This window comes from Pseudomonas sp. MEJ108, assembly GCF_030208985.1.
GTDB classification, from domain to species: domain Bacteria; phylum Pseudomonadota; class Gammaproteobacteria; order Pseudomonadales; family Pseudomonadaceae; genus Aquipseudomonas; species Aquipseudomonas fragariae.
On sequence record NZ_JARVSW010000009.1, the window covers coordinates 34,187 to 55,128 of the forward strand.

The following is a 20,942-nucleotide window of genomic DNA, read 5'->3' on the forward strand; positions in this document are numbered from 1 at the left end:
TTAGTTAACGCGCACGAATCTCCGCGCGCATGCATCTGCATGCGCGTCGTTCTTTTGGGTTTAGGGTTGTCTACTGCTTAGAACTGCCAGTTAAGACTCAGGCCGACACCGTGACTTTTCTCACGATTGGCCAGCTGGCCGCTGTAATCAAGGCTGATCCTTGCCTCCTTGCTCAACGCCAGACTGGCGTGAGCACCGACCAGCGCGGCGTCACGCACCAGCGGCGAGCTTTCGATGCCGAAGCTGTTGCCGCTGGAAGCGAATGCCAGGTGCTGTTCGGAATCGGTGTTGCTCAGGTTGTGCTGCCAGCCGAGGCTACCGGACAGGTCGACCTTCTGCCGGTCGCTGATCGCGATGGTCTTCAGGGCACGCAGGCCCAGAGTGCTGAGTACCGCATCACGGTTATCACTACCGGCAGACAGCGCAGCAGCGTCGCCCTTCTCGGTGAAGCCATCGGTGTTCAGGTGGACATAGGCCAGATTGGCGAACGGCTCAAGCGTGGCGGGTTGCAGGTGAATGCGATACGCCGCCTCGGTGAACACTTGGGTGCTCTGCGCATCGTGTTTGGTTTTCTCCTTGCCCGCTGCACCGCCGACCTGCACGTCGCGTTGCGCATCGATGCGATGCCAGCTGTGTGCGGCGCCGAGGGTCAGGCGCAGTGCACCGATTTCATGGCCCAGGTACGCGCCCAAATGGTAGCTGTCCACCGACGCCCGCGAATGCGTGCCGGAGCCCATGTTCAACGAGCTGTCGCTGTAGCCTGCGACGACGCCCAGACGCGTGTCATCGGCAAGGTTGCCATCGACACCGGCCAGCAGCCCGCCAATCGAAGAGGTGTAACCCGCTGTGTCGTCACGCGAGTCGGTCTTGCCCCAGGCACCCAGCGCCTTGAGCCAGACGTTGTCTTGTGCGGCAGTGTTGCCATCAGTGCCGAACACGCTGGCACCCAGGCGCTCACCCACGGCATCGCGGACCTGACGGCTGTCGTTGATCAACACGCTGCCGATGGCCGGGTAAATTTCGCCGGACAATTGCTGGAAGCTGTCGCGTGCAGAGGCAGCGCTCTGGGTGAGCAGCAGGTTTTCGTACACCGCGTTACCGGCGCCGAGTTGTTCAGCGGCAGTCGCCACCGCAGCCTGGTTGGAGGTTTGCGCCACGCTGTTGAAAGCGGCGGTTTGCTCGACGTTCAGTGCGACCGCGTTGGCTGCGTAGTCGAGTCGACCACCGAGGAAGGCGTAGTTGGAGGACACGCTGCCAAACTGACCGTTGATGCCATTGGCGGCTTGCAGCACGTTGTACTGGCGACCGACCACGCTTTGGACGGGTGCAGCACTCAAGGCCACTGGCGTCGCATTCTCCAGCGCCAGTGTCATGTTCGCGCCTGACACAGTGGCGCTGCCGGTGGCGACGATGCGGTCACTGGCGGTTGGTGAAAGCTCCACGGCGTAGGTTGAACCCGGCTCGAGGGTTACATCGCCATTGACCTGCAATGTACCGATGGAATTACCCGGCGCGACAATACCGCCGTTGCGCGCTGTCAGCCCGCCGATCTGGCCGTTGCCGCCCAGCGTACCGCCCGCGTTGACCTGCACGGCTGACACCAGCGACCCATTGACCGACAGCACGCCGCCGTTGACCAAGGTGTCACCGCGATAGGTGTTGGCACCGTCGAGAATCAGGCGGCCTGCGCCGGATTTGATCAGGCTGCCCTGATACTGGCGCTGTGCAGCAGCGGCGGCGCGAGCGGTGCCAGTGGCGTAATCGGTTTGATCCTGTTGGCTGGCGGTGCTGGCAACACCGTTCTGCCAGCCTTTGCTGATCAGCGTCTGCTGCCAGGTGGCCTGCTCGGCGCTGTCCTCGGCCTGACGCTGGACCAGCGCCTGATCGGAAATATTATTGCTCCACACATCAGTCAACCCTGCACCCAGATTGGCATCGAAGGTGCCGAGCAATTGGCCCGGACCACGCATCGCCCGCTCCAGGTTCGCCACACCCCAGCCGACGCTGTTGGTCGGTGCCTGAGTAATCGAACCGTCGAGCTGGGTGGCGGTGGTCAGCAGCACTTGCAGCGCCTGCTCGTTGGTCATGTACGGGAAGCGTTCCATCACCAGCGCCAGTGCGCCGGTGGCATGCGGCGCGGACATCGAGGTGCCGGATTTGATGCCATAGCCGCCGCCCGGCACGGTGCTGTTGACCAGCCGACCGGGCATGGTGATGCACCAGTATTTGGACAGGCCGCACTGGTTGTAGCGTTGACCGTTGCTGCTGTCGAGGCCCGACACGGCCAGCCAGTGGCCTTCAAGATCCGGCTCGAAAAAAGGCAGCGAAGCGCGCACGCTGGCGTTGGCGTAACCGGTGTTGCCTGCGCTGAAGACGTTGATCACGCCCTTGCGCGAGACATTCGCCGCTTCGTCCAGCCAGGTGCCGCGGTTGTAGTGCTGAGCGTAGGCAGCGCGCACGCCCGCTTCGGTGGCGTAGGTCACGTCGGCCGGCTGGCTGCCCCAGCTGTTGTTGATGGCGCGCACGCCCGCATCCGCCAGGGCGCCGTACACCGCCTTGAAATACTGCGGGTCAGGGTTGGGGCCGAACAGGAAGCTGTCATTCTGGTTGGTGTTGCCGACGTAGACCTGGGCGTTGTAGGCCACGCCGTGCATGCCGACGCCATCACGCGCCGCGCCCATGGTGCCGGTGACGTGCGTGCCGTGGGTGTCGTTGTTCGGGTTGATGGCGCCGGTGATGCTGAACGGTGAGCCGTCAACGTAGGTGCCGGTGGCGGTGACTGCGTGGTAGCGGGACGGCGTGGCTTCCGGGTGGGACGGGTCGAAACCCGAGTCCAGCGCACCGATCTTGACGCCTGCCCCGGTGATGCCGGCGGCGTAGGCCTGATCAGCCTGGATACGGCCCAGACCCCAGTCGCTCTGGAATTCTGCCGAGCGCCAGCTGGCCGCGTCACCCGGCTTGCCCTGCTCGACATAGTCAGCATAAGCCGAGCAGCCAAACGTAAAAGACAGCGCACACAGCGCACCTGTTGCTACAGGCTTGAACGAATAACGGACAACACCCACGCACTTCGACTTTTGCATCCCTGCACACCTGATACTGGTTGGCTCTTGATTGAGCGATTCCAGAACATAGTCCGCAGTTTAAAACTTGGCAACAGTTTTATTTCAATTCTGATACAAAGGTTAAGACATAAGGAAAACGCATCGCAGAACATATATATCGTTGATAGGCGCTTGAATCTATTGAGATTATTTTGGATTTTATTGTGCCGTTGAATTATTGAGTAGTGGCCATTTAATTGCACGCAACTTGTTTTTCCTGCGCTCTACCCACTGTTTCCAGTAACAGTTGCCAACGGCGTTACTTGTCTGAAAGCACCGAGACTTGTCCGGTAATAACAAATGTCCATTCGGAGATTCCCGGAAAAAGCTGACGCAGAGCGTCATGAATGGCATGCCCACGCGGAGCGATGGGCACAATAAGTGGCGGTCGATATCGTTCCCACGCTCCGCGTGGTAATGCCGTTCAGGACGCTCCGCGTCCTATCCAGGGAGTGGCCTGCCTAGCGGCTGAACCGTTCCGCCAGACTGTGCAGATACTGCGCCATTTCTTCCAGCTCGCTGCTGATCTGCGAGCCTTGCTGCGCCTGGCTGGCGCTCTCGTCGCAGAGTTGCGCGATGCGGGTGATTTGCTGGCTGATGGTTTCCGCAACGTGGCTCTGTTCTTCAGACGCCGACGCCATCTGCTGGCTCATGCCGGTGATGCGGGTCACCGACTGGCTGATGCCATCCAGCGCCTTCTGCACGGCTTCAACGCTGGCGACACTCTCCTGAGAGATCTGCTCGCCCTTGTTGGCGGTCTTTACCGCCCGGTCGGCGCCATCGCGCAGCGAGGTGATGATTTGCTGGATCTGCTCGGTCGACGACTGCGTGCGAGACGCCAGCGAGCGTACCTCGTCGGCCACCACCGCAAAACCACGTCCCTGTTCACCGGCACGCGCCGCTTCGATGGCGGCGTTGAGCGCCAGCAAATTGGTTTGCTGAGCGATCGAGGTGATCACATCGACCACACTGCCGATCGATTGAGTCGCATCAGCCAGTTCCCCCACGGCGTTGCCAATATCGGTAACCGAGGTGGCCATGTGCCGAATCGCCAACAGGCTTTCATCGGCCAGGCCACGCCCCTGTTGCGCCAGCTTGTCGGCCTCTTCGGCAGCATGGGCGGTGTTCTGCACGTTGTGGGTGACTTCCTGAATGGTCGCCGCCATCTGGTTGATAGCCGTGGCTGACTGATCGGCCTCGCTGCGCTGCTGATCCAGCGACTCGGCCTGACGCAGGGACAATTGTGCTGACCGACCGGCATGCTGGCGCACGCTTTCGCCAGTATCCGCCAGTCGCGTCAGGGCCGTTTGCAGGCGCGCCTCTTCGCTGAGCATGGCCAGGTCGAGCTGCGCCTGCGGACCGCGACTGTCGCTGTAGGTCAGCGCAATCAGTGCACTGGTGAAGGCCTTGGGGTGTTCCTCAAGGGTTTTGCGGATGCTGCTGCGCTGACGTACTTCAAGAAAAACGCCCAACACGACCATCACAATCGGGATCATGATGATCGACGGCAAATCGTCGAGCAGGTAAACACCCACAGCCAGCGCAAGCGCGCAGAGAATCATCGGTAACTGACGAATCAGGTGATAGGCCGCCGAGCTGCTGGCGGACACCGCCGCCTTGCCAGCCCGCAACCGCGCATAGAGTGCTTCGGCACGCCGCACCTGATCGCGGGTCGGCAGCGAGCGCACCGACTCGTACCCGACGATACGGCCGTTTTCGTACACCGCGGTTACATAAGCGCTGACCCAGTAGTAATCGCCCTGCCTGGAGCGATTCTTGACCACGCCCATCCACGGCTTGCCCTGTTTGATGGTTTCCCACATATGCGCGAACACCGAGGCTGGCATGTCCGGGTGGCGCACCAGGTTATGCGGCTGCCCGACCAGCTCTTCGCGAGTAAAGCCGCTCAGGGTGACGAAAGCGTCGTTGCAGTAAGTGATGTGGCTGTTGAGGTCGGTGGTAGAGATCAGACGTTCAGAGGCCGGAAAAGTCCGCTCAGTCTGCGTGATAGGCATGTTGACGCGCATTAAGAATCGCTCCGTGATAATGCTGATACTCAGGGCAGTTGTTGAAGGTGTAGCACAGCGTTTCAAAGACAGCCGATAGTCATGATGCACTGTTATCGCCCACAGGACTCAGGGTTTAAAAAGCGCTCGGGGGTTACGCCGCTCAATAAACGGCAGGCATGAGGGCCGAGTCAGGTATTTGCGCCACGACGAGGATGCCTGCACCATGCTGCCCTGATCGCGACCCGACCCAAGGCAATCCCATGGCACGCAACACGGCCTCTGCGCTGAAATCACTGATCAAGGCACTGCGCGGCTTATGGAGCCGGGTTGCACGAGGCACACCGAGCCAGCGACAGCCCCCGGAGCCCGCTACGCCTGCAGTGCAGTCGCCTGAGCCACAAGCGCCGGTCAGAACCCGCCGCGCCAAACCCGACAAGAAGCCCCGTCAAGCTGCGCCGCCAACACCCGCGACGGAGCCTGCGGCACCTGCATGTCCGCACTGCCGGAAAACCATGGTGATCAAGGTGGCGCGCACCGGCAAGAACGCCGGGGAATTCTGGGGTTGTGTGGCCTATCCGAAATGCCGGGGGATCCGACCGATCTTTCGCTAAACGCCAGACCGGTCGCCCCTCAAGAGCTGCGCTCAGCTGATGCTGGCCAGCAGCTCCCGCGCCATGCGCTGATGCTCTTCGTCGGACTCGTCAATGATCTGCTGGAGGATTTCACGGGCCGATTCGAGATCGCCGTCCTCGATCAGCACCTGCGCCTGATTGATCTGGCTGAGCGGCGGCTCTTCCAGGTCCAGCAGGTCGAAATCGGCGTCATCGTTCATGAAACTGTCGAGGAAATCGTCACTCAGACCGTCGGCGGCGGATGGCACGATTACCTCAACAGGCTCAACGACCTCAGGCTCGGAGAAATCACTGAGGAACTGTTCGTCCGAGAGTTCGAAGACTTCCGGCAGTTGGGTCAGGTCCGAAGAAAAACCGGGATCGACTTCAACGGGGGCTGGCGCAGCGGCAGGCTTAGCACGCGGCGGTGGGCTGTCGAACGGGTCGACCAGGTCCCAATCGGCGTCCATCGAAAGGTCATCCAGATTCAACTGAAACTCGTCGGCGGGCTGCGGATTCAGCGCCGCAGCGGCGCTTTCATCCAGCTGCGCGGCGGGTTCTGGCTCAGGCTCGGGCTGCAGGTAGCGCGAAGGCTCGGGCTCGGATTTCTCGAACGACAGTGTGCTGGCTGCCACCGCGGCAGCCGGGACGATTGCCGCCAAGGGAGCGACCTCGGCAGCCTTGAGTTGCGGGAAGCGATCGCGGATGTCCTGAATGGTCTGCGGATCGACGCCATGCTCCAGCGCGGCCTGTTCTTCGCGAACGAAACCGCTGCCGTCGCCCTGTTCAGCGAGCAACTCCAGCAGGCGGATGCGAATGTCATCACGCTCAGGCTGGGTTTCCAGGGCGCTGCGCAGAATACCCATCGCCTCGGTGAACCGCCCGTAGGCGATGTAAATGCTCACGCCGTCCAGCGCATCCGGGGCAGAGCCAGCGGAACGTTGTGCTGGCGATGGCTTGGCCGGAGGCGGTGTCGACGGGCTCTGCACCACGGGTTGCGGCGCCACGGCAGGCACTTCGAACACCGGCAGCATGGCGGCCTGAGCGGGCTTGATCAACGGGTCATCCGGGCTGATAGCGGACGCTCCGGACTCCATACGCTGCTGACGTCGTTTCGAATAAGCAAACGCCACCAGCAGCAGCACAATCAATACTGCAGCGAGCAATATCGGCAGGCTCAGGAAGGAATCGCTGCCCGACGCAGCAACAGGTTGCGCAGGAGCGGCAGGCGCAGCTACCGGCGTGGCGGGTGCAGGTGTGGTTGTTGCAGGTGCAGGTACAGCTGGCGTAGCGGCGGATTGCGCCGTGGCCAGATCGCTGCGCAAAGCAATGATCTGTTTGTCCTTGCCGCTCATCTGCTCTTGCAGTTCCTGAGTCTGGGCCTTGAGCGCCTCCAGCGACTGAGTCAATTGCTGGTTTTCGATGGCAGCAGCCGACAACTGCTCGGCGGTGCGCTGCAGTTCGGCAGGCTTTGGCGACGGCGCCGCAGCGCTTGCGGCAGGCGCTGCGGCGGTTGGCAGCACTGCGGCGTCCGGCAGCAACAGATCCTGGCCGACTTTAAGCGCAGAGCCGGCGCCTGCGGCGAAGACCTGCGGGTTGAGCGAACGGATGCCGTCCGCCAGCTGGCTGGCCGATACCTTGTTGCCCGGTCCCTGCAAGCGGCTGGCGATACCATTCAGCGTGTCGCCACTGGCAACCGTATAGTGTTTGCCCTGCACGGCCGCCGGTGGCGCGACCGGCATGCGGCTTTCCGAGGCGGAGCTGGCCGAGCGCTGCTGGTTGCGGCTGCGCGTGGCGGCCAGGCCTTGCGCCGAGGTGGCAGGATCGAGCAGCAAGGTGTATTCGTGCAGCAAATCGCCATTCGGCCGCGCCAGCTGAACGAGGAAACTCAGGTAGGGTTCGGTGACCGGCTTGCTGGACACCACCCGGATCACGCCGCGGTCACCGCGCAGTACCGGCGTGAAGCGCAGATCATTGAGAAAGAACACGCGTTCCATGCCTGCTTTGGCGAACGCTTCGGGCGAAGCGAGCCGGGCGACCACCTCTTCATTGCTCAGACCGCCGGTTTCCAACAGCTGAATCTCGGCATCCAACGGCTGGTTGAGCGCCGAATGCAAGGTGATTTCACCCAGGCCCAACGCCGACGCCAGCGTGGAGCAGGTCAGCAACGAAACCGCCAACACGCCCTTGCCAAACGCCTCGCGCGCCTTGCGACCTGCACCTTCGACAGCAGCCAGTGAACTCTTCAGCATGCGAACCCTTATGGAAACCACGGCAGGCTTCTCACGTAATCAGATGGACGTCAGTATCCGTTTAACGATTATGGTTGAGAATGCGCAGCTTCGTCTCAGGATCTTTCCAGATTGGCCAGAATCTGCGAATGCACGCGCATGCTGACGCGCAAATCCTCCTCGCTCACGCCCTCGAACAACTCGATACGCAATACATTGGCGATGTTTTCAATTTTTTCGATCAGGGGCAATGCCGTGTCACTGAGCAGGATCTTTTTCGCACGGCGATCTTCGAGCACTGCCTGACGCTGCACCAGGCCCTGTTTTTCAAGACTGTCGAGCAAACGCGCCAGGGTGGGGCCTTCTACGCCAACGCTTTGAGCCAGCTCGCGCTGGGTGGGCGGTTCGGTAAAGCGCGCGAGGTGCAGCAAAACCAGCCAGCGGGCCTGGGACAGGCCAAGATCGGCCAGCCGACGATCCAGCTCGGCGCGCCAGCCCCGGGTGAGGTGTCCGAGTTGCATCCCGAAACGATGTTCGTCAGTCAATGGCATAAGGTAACTCGTGATTCAAACTAATTATTAGCGAGCTAAGCATGGTCCTTATGATCAGGCAAGCGTGAGGCGGTGACGTTTCGTCGCACGCCGTTATACCTCAAACTCCGATTGCAGCGCTGCACGCACGCAATACAAAACACCCTCAGGCACCCGCCCGGCAAACTGCTCGGCAATCGCCGACACCGGCGGCAGTTCGCCTTCGCCGTCGAGAAAGGCGTCCTGCACCTCACCCAGCAGGTCCTCCGGCAAGTCCAGCGCCTGCTCGATGGATAACTGCTGCTTGCCGATGGCTTCGGCCAGCAGGGTGTAGACATTCTTTTCCGAGCACTGCAACTGACCGGCGATCTGCGTCGGGGTCATACCCGCGCGCGCCAGGCTGATCAGTTCGTGACGCACATCGGCGACCACCCGTGGTGCCTCGGCCTTGCCGCTGAGCACTTCGAGAAAGGCTTCGCCATAACGCTCCAGCTTGCGCGCACCGACGCCACTGACCTTGGCCATCTCGGCCATCGATCCGGGTTTGCTGCGCAGCATTTCCAGAAGGGTCGAGTCCGGGAAAATAACGTAAGGCGGCACGCCGTGCTCTTCGGCCAGCTTGCGGCGCAGCGCGCGCAGGGCTTCCCACTGCTCGCGCTCTTCGCCACGCACCAGTTGACTGGCCGGGCTGCCGGAACTGCTTCTCGACGTGGTTTGTGGCTTGAGGTCCTGGCGCAGTTCCAGAGAAACTTCGCCACGCAGCAAAGGGCGGCACGTCTCGCTGAGGCGCAGGCCGCCATAGCCTTCAAGGTCGATGTCCGCCAGACCGCGCGCAACCAGCTGGCGGAACAGCGAGCGCCACTCGGACTCGGTGCGCGCCTTGCCGACCCCGAACACCGACAGGTGCTGATGACCGAAGCTCTCCACCTTGTCGTTGGACTTGCCGAGCAACACGTCAACCAGATGACCGACGCCATAACGCTGGCCGGTACGGTAGATGGCCGACAGCGCCTGACGCGCAGGTTCGGTGGCATCCCAGGTTTGCACGCCATCGACGCAGTTGTCGCAATGGCCGCACGGGTTGGGCATGTCTTCGTCGAAATAGGCCAGCAGGGTCTGCCGACGGCAACGGGTTTCTTCGCACAGGGCCAGCATGGCATCGAGCTTGTGCTGCTCCAGCCGTTTGTGGCGCTCGTCGCCTTCGGAGTTCTGCAGCATCTGCTTGAGCATCAGCACGTCTTGCAGACCGTAGGCCATCCAGGCATCGGCGGGCAGGCCATCACGCCCTGCCCGGCCGGTTTCCTGATAATAAGCCTCAAGCGATTTGGGCAGGTCCATGTGCGCGACAAAACGCACGTTGGGCTTGTCGATGCCCATGCCGAACGCGATGGTGGCAACCATGATCAGCCCTTCCTCGTTGAGAAAGCGCTTCTGGTTGGCCGCCCGGGTTTCGGACGGCAGACCGGCGTGATAAGGCAGCGCGGGATAGCCGTTGTCACTCAGGAATACGGCGACCTCATCGACCTTCTTGCGCGACAGGCAGTAAACGATACCGGCGTCGCTGCGGCGCTCGGAAAGAAACGCCAGCAGCTGCTTGCGCGGCTGTTCCTTGGGCACGATGCGATAGAAGATGTTGGGCCGGTCGAAGCTCGACAGAAAGCGCTCGGCGTTCTGCAGGTGCAGACGCGTGACGATTTCTTCACGGGTGCGCTTGTCGGCGGTGGCGGTCAGCGCGATGCGCGGCACCTCTGGAAACAGCTCGGCGAGTTGCCCCAGTTGCAGGTATTCAGGGCGGAAGTCATGGCCCCATTGCGACACGCAGTGCGCTTCGTCGATGGCAAACAGGGCGATCTTGAGGTTTTGCAGGAATGACAGCATGCGCGGCTGGACCAGGCGCTCCGGGGCGAGGTAGAGCATTTTGACTTCGCCCAGACGAATGCGGTTGGCCAGGTCGCGCTGCTGCTCGGCGCTGAGGGTCGAGTTGAGTGCAGCAGCCGACACGCCCAGCTCATCCAGCGTGGCAACCTGGTCGTCCATCAGCGCGATGAGTGGCGACACGACCACGCACAGCCCGTCACGCAACAGCCCCGGCACCTGAAAACACAGGGACTTGCCGCCACCGGTGGGCATCAGCACCAGCGCATCACCACCGCTGGCTACACGCTCAATAATGGCACCCTGGCGACCACGAAAGCTGTCGTAACCGAAGATGTCTTTAAGTACGCGTTGTGCCTGCTCAAGCATAAAAAACCCCGGAATATCCTGCTGCACTGCAAAACGGGGGAGTATACCCGAGCACTCGGGAGCAATGGATGACTGGGACATGAGCGGTCGAAATTAACTGCAATTGGCCTGCGCGCTGGCGCCACGGACGCTCAGGGCCTAGAATCCAGCATCGTTTATTTTCAAGGTAGCGCTTCCATGTCCTTCGCTGAGCAATTAACCCGCCTGCAAGTCTTCCTCGATGCAGATGAACTGCACGAAGAAGCACTGGACTACGTGGCCGCGCATGGCTACCTGACCGCCCTGTCCATCTGCGCTGAAGAGGTGCCGGAACGCGAGTGGATCGACGCGCTGTTCTCCGAGCCGCCGCAGTACTCCAGCGAAGCGCAACAGACAGAAGTCGAAGCGACGCTGATCGCTCTCAAGGCACACATTGCCCGCCAGCTGGCTTCGGACGAAGAGTTCGAGCTGCCCTGCGATCTGGACCTGGGCGACGACCCGGATGATTCCGACCTGCGCGGCTGGTGCATCGGCTTCATGGAAGGCGTGTTCCTGCGTGAGAACGCCTGGTTTATAAGCGCCGAAGACGAAGTCAGCGAAATGCTCCTGCCGATCATGGTCGGTTCGGGCCTGTTCGACGAGCAGCTGGAGTTCGCCGACATCGCCCAGGACGCCAACCTGATGGACGACATGATCGTGCAGATCCCCGAAGCGCTGACCGCCCTGTACCTGCTCTGCCAGGCACCGGACGAAAAGCCGGCGATCCTCAAGCCCCGCCATCACTGAGTCGGCGCCTATGGCGCAAGGTTCACCGCGCACCAGCCGTCATAAGTCGGTGCGCTATCTGCTTGTAGCGGTCGGCTGGCTGAGCGTGGTGCTGGGTGTCATCGGCATCTTCCTGCCGGTGCTGCCCACCACGCCTTTTCTGCTGCTGGCCGCTGCCTGTTTCGCGCGCAGCTCTCCGCGCTTCTACGACTGGCTGGTCAACCACCCGCAGCTCGGTCCGTGGGTTCGTGATTACCTCGAAGGCAACGGCATCCCGCTCAAGGGCAAGGTCTACGCCATCGGCCTGATGTGGCTCAGCATCAGCCTGTCCTGCTACCTGGTGCCCTCCCCCTGGGCACGCGTCTTCATGCTGACCAGCGCAGTGCTGGTGACGCTCTATATTCTCAGGCAGAAGACGCGAGCGCCGGGCGATCGTACGAGGTAGCGCCGCCCCAAGCGGACGCCACCGCAACACTCAGACCGTCACTTCTTTTTGTCCTTGGCGAACGCCGCTTCCAGCGCTTCGTTGAGGGTGCGCAACACCTTGACCCTGGCCCAGCGTTTGTCGTTGGCCTCGATCAATGTCCACGGCGCGATTTCGGTGCTGGTGCGATCCACCATGTCGCCGACTGCCTGGCGGTAGTCAGGCCATTTCTTGCGGTTGCGCCAGTCGTCCTCGGTGATCTTGTAGCGCTTGAACGGGATCTTTTCGCGCTCCTTGAAACGCTCCAGTTGGGTCTGCTGATCGATGGCCAGCCAGAACTTGACCACCACAACGCCTGCGTCGGTGAGCTGCTCTTCGAAGTCATTGATTTCCGAATACGCGCGCTTCCAGTCCGACTCGCTGCAAAAACCCTCGACCCGCTCGACCAGCACGCGGCCGTACCACGAGCGATCGAAGATGGTGAATTTGCCGCGCGCCGGTATCTGCCGCCAGAAACGCCACAGATACGGTTGTGCGCGCTCGTCCTGGGTGGGCGCGGCGATCGGCACGATGGCGTATTGACGCGGGTCCAGTGCCGCCGCCACACGTCGGATCGCACCGCCCTTGCCTGCCGCATCGTTGCCTTCGAACACTGCCAGCAGCGCGTGGCTTTTCATGCGCTTGTCGCGCATGTTGCCGGACAGCCGCGCCTGCTCGGTAATCAACTGTTGCTGATAATCGTCCTTGCTCAGGTTCAGGCTCAGGTCGAGGCTGTCGAGCAGGGTCAGCTCGTTGCTGTGAATCGCCAGCGGCCCGACCGTCAGCGCAGCGGTCTCGGGCTCGGCCTTGTTCAGCGCGGCCTGCATGCCTTCCAGCAACAGGCGGCCGACGGTCAGGCTGCGGTAGTTGGCGTCCACACCCTCGATCACATGCCAGGGGGCGTATTCGCGACTGGTGCGACGCAGGACCCGTTCGCCGAAGCGCACGAACTTGTCGTAGGTCTTGGACTGCTGCCAGTCCAGCGGGCTGATGCGCCAGCTGTGCAGCGGATCATCCTTGAGGGTCTTGAGGCGCAGCTTCATCTGTTTTTTGGACAGGTGAAACCAGAACTTGAAGATCAGCGCGCCTTCATCGCAGAGCATCTTTTCCAGACGTTCGGCGCCGCTGATGGCCTGATCGAGCACGGCGTCCTTGAAGCGCCCGTGAACCCTGTCCTGAAGCATCTGGCTGTACCAGTTGCCAAAGAAAATACCCATGCGGCCCTTGGCCGGCAATTGCCGCCAGTAGCGCCAGACGGGCGGATGAGCGAGTTCTTCGTCGGTCTGCTGATCGAAGGTACGCACCTCGATCAGGCGCGGGTCCATCCACTCACTGAGCAGTTTGACGGTCTCGCCCTTACCCGCGCCTTCTATGCCGTTGATCAGCACGATGATCTGGCGACCAGCCTGCTCGTGCAGGTCTATCTGCGCTTCGAGCAACGCTTCGCGCAGTTGCGGCAACGCTGCCTCGTAAGTCTCATCGTCAATGACATGACCGATTTCAGCGGATTCAAACATGCACAGCTCCTGATTGATGTGGGCTCAGAGAACGACTGATGGAGATTGTGACCATTGATTGCAGGCATCGGTCAATCCGCACATCCTTGATAGCACTTTTCTCTGCGCAGACGGCTAAAATGCCGCCACTGCCTTCGCTGAGCCCGACATGACCATTACCCGCCACGCCCAGATCGACTGGGACGAACACGGCAACCCGCATTCCCGCGATTTTTCCGACGTGTACTTTTCCACCGAGTCCGGTCTGGACGAAACGCGCCATGTGTTTCTGGTGCAGAACGACCTGCGCCGGCGCTTCACTGAATTGCCGGATGAAGGCCGGTTGATCATTGGTGAAACCGGCTTCGGCACCGGGCTGAATTTCCTTTGTGCCTGGCAGTTGTTCGACGAGTGCGCGCCCGCCAATGCGCGCCTGCAGTTCGTCAGCGTCGAGAAATACCCGTTGAGCCACGCCGACCTGCAGCGTGCCCTGGCGTTGTGGCCCGAGCTGTCGCCGTTCGCGGGTCAATTGCTCGACCAGTATGTGGCTGTGCACGAAGGCTTTCAGCGTCTGGTGTTCGCCGGCGGCCGCGTGACCCTGACGCTGCTGATCGGCGATGCACTGCAGATGCTGCCGCAACTGGACGGGCAGATGGACGCGTGGTTTCTCGACGGTTTTGCGCCAGCGAAAAACCCGGAAATGTGGACTCCGGAGCTGTTTGCCGAACTGGCGCGCCTGTCCACATCGAGCACCACGATTGGTACGTTTACCAGCACCGGCTGGGTGCGCCGCTCGCTGAATGCGGCAGGTTTCAAGATGAAGCGCGTGCCGGGCATCGGCCACAAATGGGAAGTGCTGCGTGGCACGTTTATCGCCTGGCCAGAGGACGTGGCGCATCCGCCTGCTGCCAAGCCGTGGTTCGCCCGCCCCGCGCCGATTGGCGGCGAGCGCAAAGCGCTGGTGATTGGCGCGGGTCTGGCCGGCTGTGCCACGGCGCAGAGTCTGGCGCAGCGCGGCTGGCAGGTCAGCCTGCTGGAGCGCCACGCCGCACCGGCGCAGGAAGCGTCGGGTAATCCGCAAGGCGTGCTGTATTTGAAACTGTCGGCGCACGGTACCACGCTGTCGCAGTTGATCCTCAGCGGTTTTGGCCATACGCGAAGGCTGCTTGAACGCTTGCAGCGCGGGGTCGACTGGGACGCTTGCGGGGTGCTGCAACTGACCTTCGATGACAAGGAAGCGCTGCGCCAGAAACAACTGGCCGATGCCTTCCCGGAATCACTTCTGCACCTGCTGGACAAGCCTGCCGCCGAAGCACAAAGCGGCGTTGCACTGAACAGTGGCGGGCTGTTTTATCCCGAAGGCGGCTGGGTTCATCCGCCTGCGTTGTGTCACGCACAGGCTGCGCACGCCAATATCCGCCTGATCGCTCATCAGCAGGCGCTGGAGCTGAGACGTGTCGATGATCAGTGGCAGGTCTGGAGTGAGGAACAGTTGATCGACAGCGCTCCGGTCGTGGTGCTGGCCGGTGCAGCTGATATCCAGCAGTTTTCGCAGAGCGCCGATTTGCCGCTCAAGCGCATTCGCGGGCAGATCACCCGCCTGCCACAGACTCAGGCCAGCACGGCATTGCGCAGCGTGGTGTGCGCCGAGGGTTATGTGGCTCCGGCGCGTCTGGGCGAGCATACGCTCGGGGCGAGTTTCGATTTCAACAGCACTGATCTGACGCCAAACCTGGCCGATCACCTGGACAATCTGGGGCTGTTGCGGGAGATTTCGGAAGACCTCACTTCGCGCCTCGATACCGCCGATTTGTCGCCCGAGCAATTGCAGGGACGCGCGGCGTTTCGCTGCACCAGCCCGGATTACCTGCCCATCGTCGGGCCGCTGGCCGATCGCGAGGCGTTCATGCAAGCCTATGCCGCGCTGGGCAAGGATGCGCGTCAGGTGCCGGACATAGCCTGCCCTTGGCTGGATGGGCTGTACGTTAACAGCGGCCACGGTTCGCGCGGCCTGATCACCGCGCCGCTGTGTGGCGAACTGATCGCCGCCTGGCTCGACAACGAACCACTGCCCCTGCCACGCGGCGTCGCCGAGGCCTGCCACCCCAACCGCTTTGCCCTGCGCGGGCTGATTCGCGGCAAGGGGAAACAGACTGTCGGGCACTGAAACCCGCAGATAATCCTCGCTTGCACGACAGTTGAGATTAGCGTTCCCTACGCTCCAGTGGAATGCAGCTCTCGACGCTCTGCGTCGAAAAGAGTACGCAGAGCGTCCTGAACGGCATGCCGACGCGGAGCGTCGCACGATATTTCCTACGAGCACGCTCAGGCGCTACTCTTGAGCGTCTGTCAGAACAATTGGGCCGCTCATGCTGCAAGTGCGAAACGTATTCAAGCGCTACACCACGGCACAGGGACCGCTGGATGTCTTGCGTGGTGTCGATCTGCATCTGGCACAGGGCGAAAGCCTGGCGTTGATGGGTGAATCGGGCAGTGGCAAGAGCACCTTGCTGCATCTGGTGGCAGGCCTGGATCAGGTCGACGATGGCAGCATCGAGTTCGCAGGCCAGCGTCTGGACCTGATGAACGAAAGCCAGCTGGCCAACTGGCGGCGTACCGAAATCGGTCTGGTGTTTCAGCAGTTCAACCTGATCGGCAGCCTGAAAATAGCCGACAACCTGGCGTTTCAGGCACGCTTGGCCGGGCGTGTTGATGCGGATTGGCAGGCGCATTTGATCGAGCGCCTGGGTCTGGGGGCTTTGCTGGATCGCTACCCCGAACAACTCTCCGGCGGACAGCAGCAACGTGTAGCGATAGGCCGCGCCCTCGCCTCCCGACCCGGCCTGCTGCTGGCTGACGAACCCACCGGCAATCTCGATGAAGCCACCAGCGACGAGGTGCTGCAACTGCTGCTGGATATCCTCGCCGACAGCCCTACCAGCCTGCTGATGGTCACCCACAGCCCGCGCGTCGCGCAGCGGTTGTCGCGTAAAGTGGTGCTGCATCTGGGCCGTCTGGCTGACGAAGGCGAGCGTTGAGATGCGGGTTTTCTACTGGACGCTGCGCGCCCTGCTGAGTCATTGGCGCCGTCATCCGGTGCAGTTTTTCAGTGTATTGACCGGTTTGTGGCTGGCTACCGCGCTGCTCACCGGTGTGCAGGCGCTCAATAGCCAGGCGCGAGAAAGCTACCAGCGCGCCAGCCAGCTGATTGGCGGCGAGCCGCAGACCCGTATCACCGCCAGCAGCGGCGGGCTGTTCCCGCAGGCGTTATTTATCGAGCTGCGCCGTGAAGGCTGGCCCGTGTCGCCCATGCTGCAAGGCCGCATCGTGCTTCAAGGGCGCGAAGACCGTCGCCTGCAACTGATGGGTATCGAGCCGGTGACCTTGCCGACCGGCTCGGCACTGGCCGGGCAGACGCTGAACGCCGAACAGGTCGTGGACTTCCTCACACCGCCGGGTATGACCTGGATTGCACCGCAGACCCTGCAAGCGCTGGGGCTTGAGGAAGGCCAGCAGCCGCTGACCGAAACCGGCGTCGCGCTGCCCCCCTTGCGCGCCAAACCCGACATGGCGCCTGGCGTTTTGCTGACTGACATAGGCTTTGCGCAACCGTTGCTGGGCCAGTCGGGGCAGTTGTCCGAAATGCTGCTGGCCAAGGATTTTGCCCGGCAGAACCCCGTGCTGCCGGCAGCCCTGAATGACCTGCTGGTGATCAAGAAAAGCGGCGAAGAAAACAATCTGGAGCGCCTCACCGAGAGCTTCCACCTGAACCTGAACGCACTCGGGGTGCTGTCCTTCATCGTCGGTCTGTTCATTGTCCACGCCGCCATTGGCCTGGCCCTTGAACAGCGTCGCGGCCTGCTGCGCAACCTGCGTGCCTGTGGCGTCAGCGCACGTCTGTTGATAGCTGCGCTGGGCGTAGAACTTGGGGCACTGGCGCTGTTGGGCGGTGTTTTTGGTGTGGTCAGCGGCTATCTGCTGGCCAGCCTGTTATTGCCGGATGTCGCGGCCAGCCTGCGCGGCTTGTATGGCGCGGAAGTCGCCGGCCAGTTGAACCTCAGTCTGTGGTGGTGGCTGAGCGGTATCGGCCTGAGTCTGCTTGGCGCGTTGCTGGCCGGTGCCAACAGCCTGTTGCGAGCTGCGCGCCTGCCGTTGCTGGCGCTGGCCGATGCCCAGGCATGGCAGCAAGCCCACGCGCGATGGTTGCAGCGCCAGGCGTGGGTGGCGGTGCTGGGCGCGGTGGTTGGCGTGAGTGCGCTGGTGTTCGGCACCAGCCTGATGCTGGGGTTTGTGATGATGTCCGCCCTGCTGCTCAGTGCCGCGCTGGCCCTGCCGGTTTTGCTGGACGCCATGCTTGGCGGTCTGTTGAAGCGCAGCCGCTCGGTGCTCGGGCAATGGTTTGTGGCGGATTGCCGTCAACAGCTGCCCGCCCTGAGTCTGGCGCTGATGGCCCTGTTGCTGGCAATGGCCGCGAACATCGGCGCAGGCAGCATGACCTCGGGTTTTCGCCAGACGTTCAACAGTTGGCTGGAGCAACGCCTGACGGCCGAATTGTATGTCAGCCCGCAGAACCCCGAGCAGGCCGGGCCGCTGAACACCTGGCTGAACCAGCAACCGGATATCAGCGCCGTGCTGCCCAACTGGCAGGTGCCGGTGCAAGTCCAGGGCTGGCCTGCGGACCTGTTTGGCGTGATCGATCACAGCATCTATCGCCAGCACTGGGCGCTTCTGGAATCCGTCGCCGGTGATCCGTGGAATGTTTTGCGCGATGAAGACACGGTCATGCTCAGCGAACAATTGGCACGCCGCCTCCAACTGGGGCTGCAAGATACGCTGAGCATCCCGGTGCCCAATGGCAAGTGGACCCCGCGCATCGTCGGGATCTATGCCGACTATGGCAATCCGAAGGGCCATATGCTGGTCAATGCCCGGCACCTGCTCGCCCACTGGCCGCAATCGGTGCCGGTGCGTTTCAACCTGAGGGTCGATCAGGCGGCAATCCCGTCGCTGGTCACCCGGCTGCAAGCGCGTTTCAAGCTGGACGATAATCACATCATCGATCAGAGCCAGCTCAAGGGTTGGTCGAGCCAGGTCTTTGAACGTACGTTTGCCGCCACGGCCGCACTCAACAGCCTGACATTGGGCGTGGCTGGCGTGGCGCTGTTCATCAGCCTGCTGACTCAAAGCCAGAGCCGCCTCGGGCAGCTCGCCCCGTTGTGGGCGCTGGGGGTCACTCGACGGCAATTGATGCTGCTCAACCTGGGACAGACCTGGCTGCTGGCGGTCCTGACACTGGTGCTCGCGCTGCCACTCGGGCTGCTGCTGGCCTGGTGCCTGGATGCGGTGATCAACGTTCGAGCCTTTGGCTGGCGCCTGCCGCTGCAGGTGTTCCCGCTGCAACTGCTGCAATTGATGGCGCTGGCGATGCTGGCGACTTTGCTGGCCTCGGCCTGGCCACTGCTGAAACTGTACCGCAGCCGTCCAGCGGACCTACTCAGGACATTCGCCAATGAACCGTAAATGGCTGATGCCGCTGGTCATCGTCGTGCTGCTCTCCGCCTGCGACGACAAACCACAACCTGAAAGCGGTTTCGCCGGTCTGGGCAATACGGCCGACAGCTATGCGCAGGTGACACCCGGCAAGGTCTTTTCATTCCCGCAGGACCACGGCCAGCACCCCGGCTTTCGGATCGAGTGGTGGTACATCACCGCCACCCTCAAGGATGACGCGGGCCAGCAGTTCGGCGTGCAATGGACCCTGTTTCGCAATGCCCTACGCCCCGGCCAACAGACCGGCAGCGGCTGGAATGACGGCACGATCTGGCTGGGCCATGCAGCGGCGACTTCTAGCAGCGGTCATTATGTGGCGGAGCGTTACGCGCGCGGCGGTATCGGTCAGGCCGACGTGACGCTGGCACCCTTCTCGGCGTGGATCGATGACTGGGCATTTACCAGCCATGTCCGCAGCGGTGATCCGCTGGCGGCCATGCAGCTGAAGGCCAGCGGCAAGGACTTCCGCTACAACCTGAACCTGACATCCAGCAAGCCGTTGGTGCTGCAGGGTGAACAGGGCTACAGCCAGAAATCGGAGGCGGGCCAGGCGTCGTACTACTACAGCCAGCCGTTCTTCGACGCCAAAGGCAGCGTGATCATTGAGGGCAAAACACATCAGGTCACCGGTAAAGCATGGCTGGACCGCGAATGGAGCAGTCAGCCACTGACCGCCAACCAGAGCGGCTGGGACTGGTTTTCGCTGCAACTGGCAGACGGTGATCGCCTGATGCTCTATCGCATCCGCCACAAGAGCACTGCCCCCTACCTGACCGGTAACTGGATCAGCGCCGACGGCACCACCCGGATGCTGCACGCCAACGAGATCAGCCTTGAGCCACTGAAAGAAACCTCGATCGGCGAGCATAAAGTGCCCACCCGCTGGAGAATCAGGGTCCCCGACCGAAATCTGGACATCATCAGCGAAGCGCTGAACCCTGCTGCCTGGATGGGCGTGAGTATCCCCTACTGGGAGGGGCCGGTGAGGTTCAGCGGGAGTCAGGAAGGCGTGGGGTATCTGGAGATGACCGGGTATTGAGCGGGTCTGCTGGCAGTTGCGCCTTCAATTCGAAACACCTGTTGGCGCGGGGACAACCACCGACGCACCTCAGGCTGACTTTTTGAAATAGGGCCATGTGCTCAGGTTTTTCAGAGGACGCTCATCCCAAGACAAAGCCATTTTTTCAAAATGTCTGTAAAACGTGTCCTTCTGCTCCTTGTAACGCACCGCGTCTATAAAGGGCTTGGCTTTCTTGTACAGGCTCACGACATTTGAATGGTTGGACTGGCGCAGCATTTCCTCGTGGTAGATCCCTTGAACAATACCAACGGCCACTCGCTCCCAATGGTTCAGCACGTACTTGACCGCTTCCTTTTCCTTGCGATCAGCCTCGTTGCAGGACAAAAGCAAATCCTTCATCGGCGACTGGGCATCATGCATGGCGGCGATGCGCGCGTTACCCAGTTGCAACTGCTCATCCAGCCGGCACCCAAATAACAGGTCTGCGGTCTGTTTCTTCTTTGCAGTCGCCAGCACCATGTACATCGAAACGATTGCAGTGAGCACTCCGCAGAACAGGAGAACATTGCGCAGAGCTTCTTTTGCCAACAGCTCGGCCAGAGCCAGACACATATCCATATGATTTTTCTCATAAAAAAATGGAGACCGATCGGGGCTCCATTTGAAATTCCTGAACAAGTTTAAAAGCCTTCGTACTCTTCGCAAGCCTGTGCGACGTGCTTGTTCATATCGATACCCCTTTATGTATGCCGAGTGAGTTGACGTGCTTTCATGTGCCCCAAACTAGCGTGCTGCAAACATCACCGTCAATGAGCCGAATCCGCTTTACATGTCAGAAAAATCCGCCCTAAAGCGGGTGCGGTAAGCACGACAGCAACCCCAACCCAGTGAAAGCATCAATTCCAGAAGCAAGCACCCAACCAGCTGAAAACAAACGCT

The 20,942-nt window shown here is 61.6% G+C and carries 14 protein-coding genes and 1 pseudogene; 7 read left to right on the plus strand and 8 right to left on the minus strand.

Going from position 1 to position 20,942, the window contains the following annotated elements; all coding sequences use genetic code 11:
• Positions 1-77: 77 nt before the first annotated feature.
• The 3 genes and pseudogenes from eprS to QRN50_RS25805 all read right to left on the minus strand — a co-directional run.
• Positions 78-3,083: an autotransporter serine peptidase EprS gene (gene eprS / locus QRN50_RS04955; protein WP_096126861.1), complete on the minus strand. Its 3,006-nt coding sequence runs from the start codon at positions 3,081-3,083 to the stop codon at positions 78-80.
• A 482-nt stretch (positions 3,084-3,565) separates the two neighbouring features.
• Positions 3,566-4,600: a methyl-accepting chemotaxis protein gene (locus QRN50_RS04960; protein WP_419178427.1), complete on the minus strand. Its 1,035-nt coding sequence runs from the start codon at positions 4,598-4,600 to the stop codon at positions 3,566-3,568.
• A gap of 249 nt (positions 4,601-4,849) precedes the next feature.
• A pseudogene (locus QRN50_RS25805) lies at positions 4,850-5,131 on the minus strand (PAS domain-containing protein); the annotation flags it as partial.
• Between the two features lie 242 nt (positions 5,132-5,373).
• Between QRN50_RS25805 and QRN50_RS04965 the strand changes: the two are divergent.
• Positions 5,374-5,724: a topoisomerase DNA-binding C4 zinc finger domain-containing protein gene (locus QRN50_RS04965; RefSeq protein ID WP_003402554.1), complete on the plus strand. Its 351-nt coding sequence runs from the start codon at positions 5,374-5,376 to the stop codon at positions 5,722-5,724.
• 32 nt (positions 5,725-5,756) lie between these two features.
• Here the strand turns inward: QRN50_RS04965 and QRN50_RS04970 are convergent, their stop codons facing one another.
• The 3 genes from QRN50_RS04970 to recQ all read right to left on the minus strand — a co-directional run bounded on the left by QRN50_RS04970 (position 5,757) and on the right by recQ (position 10,729).
• Positions 5,757-7,976: a motility hub landmark protein FimV gene (locus QRN50_RS04970; RefSeq protein ID WP_096126859.1), complete on the minus strand. Its 2,220-nt coding sequence runs from the start codon at positions 7,974-7,976 to the stop codon at positions 5,757-5,759.
• A 95-nt stretch (positions 7,977-8,071) separates the two neighbouring features.
• Complete coding sequence (locus QRN50_RS04975) at positions 8,072-8,506, minus strand: MarR family transcriptional regulator (protein WP_024651731.1); 435 nt, start codon at positions 8,504-8,506, stop codon at positions 8,072-8,074.
• Between the two features lie 93 nt (positions 8,507-8,599).
• Positions 8,600-10,729, minus strand: coding sequence for a DNA helicase RecQ (recQ, locus tag QRN50_RS04980; protein WP_003402551.1), 2,130 nt, complete (start codon positions 10,727-10,729; stop codon positions 8,600-8,602).
• A 177-nt stretch (positions 10,730-10,906) separates the two neighbouring features.
• Between recQ and QRN50_RS04985 the strand changes: the two genes are divergently transcribed.
• Together QRN50_RS04985 and QRN50_RS04990 are read left to right on the plus strand one after the other, a co-directional pair.
• Complete coding sequence (locus tag QRN50_RS04985) at positions 10,907-11,494, plus strand: UPF0149 family protein (protein ID WP_053275859.1); 588 nt, start codon at positions 10,907-10,909, stop codon at positions 11,492-11,494.
• Between the two features lie 10 nt (positions 11,495-11,504).
• Positions 11,505-11,918, plus strand: coding sequence for a YbaN family protein (locus QRN50_RS04990; RefSeq protein ID WP_053275858.1), 414 nt, complete (start codon positions 11,505-11,507; stop codon positions 11,916-11,918).
• Positions 11,919-11,956: 38 nt separating this feature from the next.
• Here the strand turns inward: QRN50_RS04990 and pap are convergent, their stop codons facing one another.
• Complete coding sequence (gene pap, locus QRN50_RS04995) at positions 11,957-13,453, minus strand: polyphosphate:AMP phosphotransferase (protein ID WP_003402546.1); 1,497 nt, start codon at positions 13,451-13,453, stop codon at positions 11,957-11,959.
• Positions 13,454-13,601: 148 nt separating this feature from the next.
• On the opposite strand from pap, the gene mnmC reads away from it, so the two are divergent.
• The 4 genes from mnmC to QRN50_RS05015 all read left to right on the plus strand — a co-directional run bounded on the left by mnmC (position 13,602) and on the right by QRN50_RS05015 (position 20,021).
• The gene (gene mnmC / locus QRN50_RS05000) at positions 13,602-15,599 is read left to right on the plus strand and encodes a bifunctional tRNA (5-methylaminomethyl-2-thiouridine)(34)-methyltransferase MnmC2/FAD-dependent 5-carboxymethylaminomethyl-2-thiouridine(34) oxidoreductase MnmC1 (protein WP_096126858.1); all 1,998 of its coding nucleotides are present in this window, start codon (positions 13,602-13,604) and stop codon (positions 15,597-15,599) included.
• A gap of 202 nt (positions 15,600-15,801) precedes the next feature.
• Positions 15,802-16,470 (plus strand): ABC transporter ATP-binding protein, encoded by a 669-nt coding sequence (locus tag QRN50_RS05005; RefSeq protein WP_096126857.1) that lies wholly within the window; start codon positions 15,802-15,804, stop codon positions 16,468-16,470.
• Position 16,471: 1 nt separating this feature from the next.
• Entirely contained in the window at positions 16,472-18,952 is a 2,481-nt protein-coding gene (locus QRN50_RS05010) for an ABC transporter permease (protein ID WP_096126856.1), read from the plus strand.
• Complete coding sequence (locus QRN50_RS05015) at positions 18,942-20,021, plus strand: lipocalin-like domain-containing protein (RefSeq protein ID WP_096104013.1); 1,080 nt, start codon at positions 18,942-18,944, stop codon at positions 20,019-20,021. The genes QRN50_RS05010 and QRN50_RS05015 overlap by 11 nt, the downstream gene beginning before the upstream one ends.
• A 69-nt stretch (positions 20,022-20,090) precedes the next feature.
• Here the strand turns inward: QRN50_RS05015 and QRN50_RS05020 are convergent, their stop codons facing one another.
• Positions 20,091-20,621: a DUF4760 domain-containing protein gene (locus tag QRN50_RS05020; protein WP_003402541.1), complete on the minus strand. Its 531-nt coding sequence runs from the start codon at positions 20,619-20,621 to the stop codon at positions 20,091-20,093.
• Positions 20,622-20,942: the final 321 nt, after the last annotated feature.

What these genes read in the sequence shown, in the direction of transcription:
- QRN50_RS04970 (WP_096126859.1), bottom strand. Translation starts at nt 7,976, where the DNA reads ATGCTGAAGAGTTCACTGGCTGCTGTCGAAGGTGCAGGTCGCAAGGCG.
- pap (WP_003402546.1), bottom strand. Translation starts at nt 13,453, where the DNA reads ATGTTTGAATCCGCTGAAATCGGTCATGTCATTGACGATGAGACTTAC.
- eprS (WP_096126861.1), bottom strand. Translation starts at nt 3,083, where the DNA reads ATGCAAAAGTCGAAGTGCGTGGGTGTTGTCCGTTATTCGTTCAAGCCT.
- QRN50_RS05015 (WP_096104013.1), top strand. Translation starts at nt 18,942, where the DNA reads ATGAACCGTAAATGGCTGATGCCGCTGGTCATCGTCGTGCTGCTCTCC.
- QRN50_RS04990 (WP_053275858.1), top strand. Translation starts at nt 11,505, where the DNA reads ATGGCGCAAGGTTCACCGCGCACCAGCCGTCATAAGTCGGTGCGCTAT.
- QRN50_RS04975 (WP_024651731.1), bottom strand. Translation starts at nt 8,506, where the DNA reads ATGCCATTGACTGACGAACATCGTTTCGGGATGCAACTCGGACACCTC.
- mnmC (WP_096126858.1), top strand. Translation starts at nt 13,602, where the DNA reads ATGACCATTACCCGCCACGCCCAGATCGACTGGGACGAACACGGCAAC.
- QRN50_RS04985 (WP_053275859.1), top strand. Translation starts at nt 10,907, where the DNA reads ATGTCCTTCGCTGAGCAATTAACCCGCCTGCAAGTCTTCCTCGATGCA.
- QRN50_RS04960 (WP_419178427.1), bottom strand. Translation starts at nt 4,600, where the DNA reads ATGATCCCGATTGTGATGGTCGTGTTGGGCGTTTTTCTTGAAGTACGT.
- QRN50_RS05020 (WP_003402541.1), bottom strand. Translation starts at nt 20,621, where the DNA reads ATGGATATGTGTCTGGCTCTGGCCGAGCTGTTGGCAAAAGAAGCTCTG.
- QRN50_RS04965 (WP_003402554.1), top strand. Translation starts at nt 5,374, where the DNA reads ATGGCACGCAACACGGCCTCTGCGCTGAAATCACTGATCAAGGCACTG.
- QRN50_RS05010 (WP_096126856.1), top strand. Translation starts at nt 16,472, where the DNA reads ATGCGGGTTTTCTACTGGACGCTGCGCGCCCTGCTGAGTCATTGGCGC.
- recQ (WP_003402551.1), bottom strand. Translation starts at nt 10,729, where the DNA reads ATGCTTGAGCAGGCACAACGCGTACTTAAAGACATCTTCGGTTACGAC.
- QRN50_RS05005 (WP_096126857.1), top strand. Translation starts at nt 15,802, where the DNA reads ATGCTGCAAGTGCGAAACGTATTCAAGCGCTACACCACGGCACAGGGA.